An 8,757-nucleotide genomic window follows, 5' to 3' on the forward strand; every position below is an offset into this window, starting at 1 on the left:
CGGGGATGGCACCCATGGGGCACTCCTCGACGCAGTCGCCACAGGCGATGCAGGCCTCGTCGTTGACGGACTCGGCAACACCGTTCACCACTTCGAGCACTTCCTGGGGGCACGCGTCGACACAAATGCCGCAGCCAATGCACTCGTCAGCTTCAATAACCGGATGAGACATGGGAAGCTCCTTTATTCTCGGTACTTATTTCCTCGTCTAATGAAGCGATAGGCCTCAGGCCCCCTCTTGCTTCATTGCGCAAGATACCATGAAAGCCCCGACGCGCAAGTAGGAATGGGAAAATTTTCAGGGGGCGGCAGCCGCTTGCTTTCGCCCCTGCCCAATCCGCCGGTAAGCGGCACCTAGCAGATGCGCGGCAGCTGTTCGCCGACGAGCATGTCGAGAATGCGCGTGCTGCCAAAGGCCGTGCGCAGGAACACTTTGGGGCCGCGGGCCTCGTCTGCGGCCGCCACGGTGCCGATGAGCGCCGCGTCCTTTCCATAAGGGCTTGCGTGCATGGCCGCCAAGGCCGCTTCGGCCTCATCGGCCGGCACGACGCACACCATCTTGCCCTCATTGGCCACCTGCAGCACGTCGTAACCCAGCATCTCGCAGGCGCCGAGCACGGCATCGCGCACGGGCACAGCGTCTTCCTCAATGGTGATGTCGGTGTTCGATTGGGCAGCCAGCTCATTGAGCGTGGACGCCAACCCGCCGCGCGTGGGATCGCGGAAGCAGCGCGTGTGCGGGGCAGCTTCCAGCACCTCCGCAATAAGATGATTAAGCGGCGCCGCATCGCTTTCGATATCCGCCGAGAAGTTCAAGCCCTCGCGGCAGCTCATGATGGTGATGCCGTGGTCTCCCAGGGTGCCCGTGACCAGCACCACATCTCCCGGCTGAATCTGCGCGCCGCCCAAGTTCACGCCCTCGGGCACGGCACCCACACCGCTCGTATTAATGTAGATGCCATCGCCATGGCCGCGATTCACCACCTTGGTGTCGCCGGTAACGAAGCGCACGCCCGCCTCCTTGGCCGCCTCGGCCATAGAGGCGCAAATGCGGCGAAGGTCGTCCATGGGAAAACCCTCTTCCAGCACAAAGGCGCACGAGAGGTAGAGCGGCCGGGCACCCGAGGTGGCCACATCGTTCACGGTGCCGCACACGGCCAAGCAGCCGATATCGCCGCCGGGGAAGAAATGCGGCGTCACCACAAAGCTGTCCGTCGAATAGGCCAGGCGCTCGCCGGGAGCCAGCGGGGGCAGCACCGCGGCATCGTCGCCGCGCAGCAGCTCGTCGCTGCCATAGGCCTCGAAGAACACCTCGTCGATGATGCGCTTCATCATCGAGCCGCCCGAACCGTGGCCGAGCATTACCTTCTCATCTGCCATTACATGAACCTTCCTTGTTATATTCAGCAAAGTGAGATTTCAGAGGAGACACGGGGTGCCCTGACCGAGCGAGTTCCGCAGCGACGAGAACAGCCCAGTGGGCTGTTCTCCAAAGCGAGGACTGTCTGAGCGAATCAGGGTACCCCGTGGCTCCGATTTTGGAAGACTTTCTACATGAACCTTCCTGTGGTGGTGAGCACCAGTTTGCCGTTCTTCACGCCCTTGGTGCCCAAGATGAGGTTGGCCACACTTTGCACGAGGCCCGTTTCGCCGCGCATGACCACCACCTCCAGGCACATGTGCTCGTCCACGTGCACATGCATAGTGGAGATAATGGTATCGAAGTAGTCGTGCTGGATGGTGTGCAGCTTTTCCTGCAAGTCATTCGAATGATGGTCGTAGACGATGGTGAGCGTGCCCATAACCAGTGATCCGGGCGTGGCACACTCCTCTTCGACCAACGCGTCGCGCACCAGGTCGCGCACAACCTCGCTGCGGTTCTTCGCCAAACCGCGACGCGCCACCAGCTGATCGAACTCGATGAGCAGCCCCTCGGGCATGGCCACCGAGAAGCGCACGAGGTCGTTGCTGGAAGGGCGCGGCCTACACGAGCTCAACGGTCACTCCCGTGGCGTCCACGGCATCGTCGTCGATGGCGTCCTTGGCCTCGTCGAGGGCGGCACGCACGTCGTCGAGCAAATGCTGTACGGCGTGAAGCTTCTCGCCCACCGTGGCAAAGCCCGCGTCGGCAGCCGTGTGCGCCAAGTTGTGGGCCCAGCGACGCTCAAGCTTGATATGGTCGTCAATCTGGTCGATCATCATTTCCAACTGACCGGTGTTCACTCCGTTGGTGCACATGGGATGCCTCCTCAGGTTTGCTACTATATGAGTAAGGATGTTTTAACCCGAACCGCTTTCGGGCGCAAGATAGGGTGTGATTTATTCCGTGAAAAGTAACATGTTTGAGGTGACGGGCGAGTCGGTGCTCACCCTGTACGAGTCGCACGTAGCGGGCGCGCCCGCTTCCACCTTGCTAGTCGTAACGGAAAAGCCCCTCAGTGCGGACGCCCTTGCCGCCCTGGAGAAATCGGCAGCTTCCCTAGGCTTCGGAGAAGCGCCTCTTGCCGTAGCCGTCGTTGAGACGCCCGAGGGCTCTCTGGGCGCCGAAGACGTGCGCACCATCGTGGAGGGCCTTGATCCGGTGGCTGCGGTGGCGGCCGACGCCTTCGCCGCTGAATTGGTTTCCACAGCCTACCGTCTGCCCGTGGCGTTGAACGACAAGAACCGCGTGCTGGGCCGCACCGTGGTGGTGTTCGAAGATTTCGAAGCCCTTATGAAAACGCCCGCTGACAAGCAGCGGGCGTGGGCCCTTCTTAAGAAGCTGGTGTAGCAACGGCCCGGGCGCTGGGAGGGAGGCGCCCGGGCCGTCTTATCCGCTGTTGCCGTTAAGCAAACGGGAAACGGGAGATTTCAGCTTACAGAGCAGCCATGATCTTACCGGCCATGTAGCCGTGGGTCATAGCCATGCCCATGGAGTTACCAGCCGACGGCGTGGCGTAGGCCATGCCGTAGCGCTGGCCAACGGTGTTGCCGGCTGCGTACAGGCCCTTGATGGGCTCGCTGCGATCGGCCTTCATCACGTTCAGGTTCTCGTCGGTGATAAGACCGGCGAGGGTCACCAGACCGGTGCTCGTCGTGCCGTCGTTCATCTGGGTCGCGCCGTAGAACGGAGCCTTCTCGACGGGGATCATCAGCTCGGCCTCTTTGCCGAAGTCGGTGTCGCGACCAGCCTTGCACAACGCGTTGTACTGGGCAATCTCGTCGAGAGCCGTCTGCAGAGCGTCGCCCTCGTAGCCCAGGTAGCCCAGCAGCTCTTCCAGCGTGTCAGCCATGAACACCTGGCTGCCCATCTTCTTCTCGCTGCCGTAGGGTTCGGCGTTCGGGTTGTGCGTGTTGATCTCATTCACACCCGCAATGCCGACGCCCGGCACCTGGCCGCCTTCGGGGCCCGGGGTCAGAGCCGCCATAGCCTCCTGCATCGCCTCGATGCCCTGGGGGAAGCCCCAGTTGGGAGCACCGTGGTCGAGGCCGGCGCCCTGCACGGTCTTCATGTAGTTGGCATCGGTCACGCAGGCGATGATACCGAGAGGCTGGCGCAGGGCCGCAGCGCCGGACAGCTGGGCCATGGCCTCGTTCATGAAGCGCTTGCCCTTGGCGTTCAGCGTCAGGAAGGCCGAGGTGCCCCAGGGACCGGGTACGCCGGCAGACATGTTCATGGAAGGACGCGGATGCGGCTCGATGGCACCGCCAGCCCAGCAGCCCAGTTTGTGGCCCATGCCGTCGCGGCCGCCGCCGAACAGCTCGCCCTCCTTGACCCCCACGCGGGCAGCCCACTCGGAGATGTCGGTGAGCAGGTTCCACACCATCTGGGGATTGCTGGAGAAGTCGCCGGTGGCCAGCAGCACGCCCTTGGAGGCGTTCAGCTTCAGGTAGCTGCCGTCGGCCTTCTTCGCGTAGGCGCCCACCACAGCCTCACCGTCCATGGCCAGAGCCTCGGCGGTGGTGTTGAAGTAGAAGACGGCGTCGTTGCGCTCGGCCTCGAGACGGGCATAGTGCTCGAACTCGGTGAGGCGCGTGAGACGGCGGCCGGGGATGACCTCGGTGGGGTTCACGGTCTGGATGGTCTGCACCGTGGTGGCCCAGGCCTTGTAGCCCGACTGCTCCACCGGGTAATCGGTGCCCTTATCCTTGCCGTAGGCGGTCTGGATGATGCAGCGGCCGCCCTCGCGATCGAGCATGTCGGTGGTGTCGGGCATGATGGACACCATGTTGTCGAACATCTCGCCGGAGTTCTCAACGAACAGCTTGATGATGGCCGGGGACACGCGGCCCAGGCCGCGACGGCAGTACTCGGCCGTAATGTCGCCCAGATCGTAGCCGCCGAAACCCTGTTCGGTCACCCACTCGGAGTTGTAGGCGCAGATGTCGTCGCCAAAGCACACGTACTCCTCTTCGGGCTGGGCCTCGACCACGGCCACCTTGGCGCCGGCCTGGGAAGCGGACAGCGCGGCCTGGCAGCCAGCATGACCGGCACCCAGCACGACGATGTCCACATCGACGGTCTCGGACACCTGGTCGTCGGCGATCTCGGGCATGGCGCCGAGCCAGTCCTCGCCACAGATGGAGCCCGCTACGGTGTTGCCGGGAGCCACCGCACCCGCAGCGTCGCCGCCCGTGGCGGACAGCGCCTCGGCATCCTCAGCGCTGGCCTCCTGAGCGGCTGGCGCGCAGCCGGCGAGGCCGGCCATGGCAGCACCGCCGGCAACCAGCGCACCGCCCTTCAGAAAATTGCGTCGATCAATCGACGGCGTCGTAAAGCTTTTGGTCATGTACCCTCTCCTAACATGGAACTCTGCGACCCCTCCCGGGTCGCCCAACCGTGCATCGACAGCCGAAGTCCTTCAGCCTGCGACGGCCGATCCACTCCGCTCGCCTTACCCAGCGAGCGAAGCCCACCTTAGCGGCCGTGCGCTCTCCACCACAATCGCCGCATTGCAGTAAAACCCCTGGTAAATGTCTAACCGTTTTGGGTGATTTTCAAATTGGGAGGCAAACGTTTCTCCCGATGGGCCGAAAAACCCTTACCATCGAAACATGAAATCCTTGGGGAGGGACCATGACTTCATATCTACTTGACTTGCTGGCCAACGTGGCAACAGGGCCTCGCCGCGACGAGCTGCCCACGGCGGCGGTTTCGCTCCAGGCGCGGCTCCTGCCCGCCTGTCTCCAGGCCTGCATTCTTCTGGGAACGCTCGCCCTGGCCGTCAACCCGGGACTGTTCTGCTCGTCTTCAGGCCCCAGCGCAACCACTGTTGTCTTCATGGGCGCACTAGGCGCTGGGGCGCTCGCGGTACTTCTTTCGGGCAGGCAACGCCCCGAGGGTTGGTCGCGGCGGCACGTTGTTACCACCGGCACGCTGCAGATTGGGGCCGCCTTTGCGCTTGCCGTTGGGCTGCTTGACGTCGATGCCCGGGAGACGGCCCTGACGGTCATGCTCTTGCTCGCGGGTCTTGCCACGGCGCCCTCGCTGCTTTCCTGGAGCCTGGCCTTCGCCTCACGTTCCCGCGAGGACGTTTTTGTCAACAGCGTCGTCGGCTTCGCTGTTTTCGACCTCTTCCTCGTAACCACACGGCTGGTCCCCTCTCTGCTCTCGCCCCTCCTGCTAGCCGCGCTCGTTTTGGGCTCCCTGAGCTTTTTTGTCCACCGCACCCTGTTGGCGGGAGGCGAGGACTCCCCCTATCGCGCCTCTGTTGCGGAAGACGAGGCATCGGAGGAAGCCAAGGAACGGCTGAAGGGGTTACTCGCGTCCGTTCCGTACCTGGGAACGCTTCTGTACTTTTTCACTATCGGTATCGTGGCGTGGCGCAACACCGATCGACCCTATACCGCTTTCTTCGCCGCGGCGGCCCTGCTTGTCGTGTTGGGCGCCTGTGCGTTCACCATGCGCAACCGCCGCGACGACCTAGCAACCAGCAAGCTTTTTCTCGTGTTCAACATCGGGCTGCCCGGGATGGCCGTGTTCGGGTTCGCTATTAAAATGATCCCTCTTGAGCTGCTCTCCATTACCATCTTTCCCTGCTTCATGGAGATGTACTTCATCGTACTGCTCTTGGCGTTTTGGATTAATTTGGCCCTCTTCGGCATCGCCAATAAGGAGCAGCTGGCCACGGCCTGTGGCATCATTGTCCTGGGAGCAACCGGGGCCTTGGGCCTGGGAGCGGCGGCGGGGCTGCTGGACGATATTACCTCGACCATCGTCCTGGGCCTGGTTACGGCCGCCTTCCTTATTTTGGCCATCGTAAGCGTTGGCTACGGTCTCATTCTGTATGCGAAAGGCGCCGAAAGCGAGCCAGAATTGGCTCCGGCACCGCCAAACCTCGCCGACGTCTGCCGACGCATCGGGGAAGAGCAGAAGCTGACTCCTCGCGAACTGGAGGTGCTCGAGGAGTTGGCCTATGGGCACTCGTCGAGCTATATCGCGAAGGTGCTGTACGTCTCGAACAATACCGCGCGCAGCCATATGAAGAATATTTACAAGAAGCTGGGTGTCAGCTCGCGCGAAGAGCTCATCGAGCTCCTGCGCGAGAGACAGTCCGGGGCAGAAAGCTAGAGGCTGGTCACCACTTGCTCAGCGGCGTCCAACAGCTGCTCCACTTCCTCGGTGGTAGCCGCTTCGGCGTAGACGCGCACCAAGGGCTCGGTGCCGCTGGGGCGCATCATCACCCAGGCGTCATCTTCCAGCAACAGCTTCACGCCGTCGCGGCGGTCGACGTCCAGCACGCGCTTGCCGCCGATTTCCTCGGCGGTGAACGTGGGTACCGTCTCGGCACGGAAGCGGCTCATTTGCTCAGGCGTGATGGAAAGGCCGCGGCGGGCGAACTCCATGCGGCCCACCTCCTCGAGCATGTCTTCCACCAGAGTACCCAGATCCTTGCCGGACTGGGCCATGCATTCCGTAAGCAACAGGGCCATGAGCAGGCCGTCGCGCTCCTTCACATGGCCCGGCAGGCCGATGCCGCCGGATTCCTCGCCGCCGATCATGACGCCGCCCTTTTCCATTTCGGCGTAGATCCACTTGAAGCCGACCGGCGTGCTGACCAGCTCCAGCCCCAGCTTACGGCACATGCGGTCGAGCATGGCCGAGGCCGTGACGGTGGACACCACGCGACCGGTTTCGCCGCGATCAACCATATGCTTGGTAAGCAGCGTGATGATGCGATGGGGGTTCACGAAGTTGCCCTGGGAGTCGCCGGCGGCAATGCGGTCGGCATCGCCGTCATTCACGAAGAGGGCGTCATAGCCAAGCTCCTTCACCTTCGCCAAGCCGCGGTCGACCCAGGGCTGGATAGGCTCAGGATGCAGGCCATCGAAGGTGGGGTCTTCCGCATTGTCGATTTCGCACACTTCCACACCCATGTCGCGCAGAAGCCCCGCCAGGTACAGGCGACCGGCACCGTAGAGCGGATCGATCACCACGCGCAGGTTGGCAGCGCGAATAGCCTCGACGTCTACCAGCTCGCGCAGGGCGGCCAGGTAATCGGTCATGAGGTCGATCTCAGTGAAAGGACCGAGAATGTCCGTGGGCTGGGACGGAAGCACCGCTTCCACGCGATCGGTGAACTCCGCCGGGCTGGCGCCCCCATCGGCCATGCGCAGCTTCACGCCCAGGTACTCCGCAGCGTTATGGGAGCTGGTGAGCATGATGCCGCCCACGGCGTCCTCGTTGTGGGCCACCGACCAGCACAACGTGGGGGTGGGGCAGTAGTCTTCCGTCAGCAGCACGTTGAAGCCATGGCCCGCGGCCACCTGAGCGGCCAGCTGGGCATAGGCATGGGCATCTTGGCGGCAATCATGACCGACGATGAGCGTGCCCGGATGGTCGGCATCGCGACCGGCCGCCACGGCGTCCTCCTTGAACACGCGAGCGGCGGCGTCAATGACTCGATTGAGGTTGTCGGGCGTAAAATCCTCCCCGATAATGGCGCGCCAGCCGTCGGTTCCGAAATGAATATCAGCCATGGTTGCTTCCTTCCTCGGCCGCAATGGTTTCTCGTTGGGCGCTGGCCGTGGGCCAGCTGAGGACAATTATAGAGGAAGCGGCGGCCGGCATTGGGCCTGCTGGCTTTGATTTTGCGTTTCGGAGAGCCTTCCTTTCGAAAGTGGCTGTGCGGAGGGTCTGTTGGCTGCAAAAGGCCGGTTTTGGAACCGGGCACCCCCGAATTCGCGCTGCAGGGGCATGGTTTGGCTTGGGATCGACGGTTTTGGAACGTCCGCGAGCACTTTCGGTTCCAAAACCGTGGTTCCGCAGCCAATCCGAGGCGCCTCCCCCTGCAAAAGGCGCCTCGGCGTTCCAAAACCGATCAAATGCAGCCAAACGAGTGGGCGCCTCGTGCCTTACGGCATCCTGCGCGCGGCGCGCCGGCTCACTACCCAGGCCGCTAGCGCCCCCACGCTAGCTCCCACCGTGTCGGTAAGCCAGTCGGCGGGGTCGCACAGGCGGCCGGGGACGAAGGACTGGTGGAATTCGTCGGTCACGCCGTAGAGGCTGGCGATGACCACAGCTGCCACAACCAGCAGCCCCTGGCGCTGCTGCGGAACACTGCGCCACAGGGCGTGGAACAGGAGCACGCCAAAGACCAGATATTCGGTGAAATGGGCCGCCACGGAGACGATATCGGTGTCAGGCCCAAAAAGCGGCGTTGCCAAGGACACGAGCCAGCGCTTAAGATCGGCCACCAGTCCCGTGCCGTCATCAAGGTCTGCCCCGGTGTGCGCCGACATAAAGAAGATGAAGGCCGCCCACAGGGCGACCGCCAT

General features: G+C 63.1%; 9 protein-coding genes. 2 read left to right on the forward strand and 7 right to left on the reverse strand.

Going from position 1 to position 8,757, the window contains the following annotated elements; genetic code table 11:
• The 4 genes from QZ307_RS09850 to QZ307_RS09865 form a co-directional block, all read right to left on the reverse strand.
• Positions 1–172 (reverse strand): 4Fe-4S binding protein (locus tag QZ307_RS09850; RefSeq protein WP_295999417.1); only part of this gene is annotated, 172 nt, incomplete at its 3' end.
• Between the two features lie 182 nt (positions 173–354).
• Positions 355–1,380, reverse strand: coding sequence for a hydrogenase expression/formation protein HypE (hypE, locus tag QZ307_RS09855; RefSeq protein WP_295999395.1), 1,026 nt, complete (start codon positions 1,378–1,380; stop codon positions 355–357).
• Between the two features lie 170 nt (positions 1,381–1,550).
• On the reverse strand, positions 1,551–1,997 hold the full coding sequence (gene nikR, locus QZ307_RS09860) for a nickel-responsive transcriptional regulator NikR (RefSeq protein WP_295999399.1): 447 nt from the start codon (positions 1,995–1,997) through the stop codon (positions 1,551–1,553).
• Entirely contained in the window at positions 1,984–2,238 is a 255-nt protein-coding gene (locus tag QZ307_RS09865) for a dynein gamma chain protein (protein WP_275205794.1), read from the reverse strand. The genes nikR and QZ307_RS09865 overlap by 14 nt, the downstream gene beginning before the upstream one ends.
• 88 nt (positions 2,239–2,326) lie before the next feature.
• Here QZ307_RS09865 and QZ307_RS09870 point away from each other — a divergent pair, with 88 nt between their 5' ends.
• Positions 2,327–2,770, forward strand: a complete 444-nt coding sequence (locus tag QZ307_RS09870; RefSeq protein WP_295999404.1) for a hypothetical protein — start codon at positions 2,327–2,329, stop codon at positions 2,768–2,770.
• Positions 2,771–2,855: 85 nt separating this feature from the next.
• Here QZ307_RS09870 and QZ307_RS09875 read toward each other — a convergent pair whose 3' ends face one another.
• Positions 2,856–4,769 (reverse strand): FAD-binding protein, encoded by a 1,914-nt coding sequence (locus QZ307_RS09875; RefSeq protein WP_295999407.1) that lies wholly within the window; start codon positions 4,767–4,769, stop codon positions 2,856–2,858.
• A 287-nt stretch (positions 4,770–5,056) separates the two neighbouring features.
• Between QZ307_RS09875 and QZ307_RS09880 the strand changes: the two genes are divergently transcribed.
• A complete protein-coding gene (locus QZ307_RS09880) occupies positions 5,057–6,550 on the forward strand; it encodes a helix-turn-helix transcriptional regulator (RefSeq protein ID WP_295999409.1) in 1,494 nt (497 codons plus the stop codon).
• Here QZ307_RS09880 and QZ307_RS09885 read toward each other — a convergent pair.
• Both QZ307_RS09885 and QZ307_RS09890 read right to left on the reverse strand, forming a co-directional pair.
• Positions 6,547–7,959 (reverse strand): phosphoglucosamine mutase, encoded by a 1,413-nt coding sequence (locus QZ307_RS09885; protein WP_295999412.1) that lies wholly within the window; start codon positions 7,957–7,959, stop codon positions 6,547–6,549. The genes QZ307_RS09880 and QZ307_RS09885 overlap by 4 nt on opposite strands.
• A 375-nt stretch (positions 7,960–8,334) precedes the next feature.
• Positions 8,335–8,757, reverse strand: a 423-nt coding sequence (locus tag QZ307_RS09890; protein ID WP_295999415.1) for a VanZ family protein, incomplete at its 5' end; no start/stop codon positions are given.

Source organism: uncultured Adlercreutzia sp., assembly GCA_910585575.1.
In the GTDB taxonomy this organism is placed as follows: domain Bacteria; phylum Actinomycetota; class Coriobacteriia; order Coriobacteriales; family Eggerthellaceae; genus Adlercreutzia.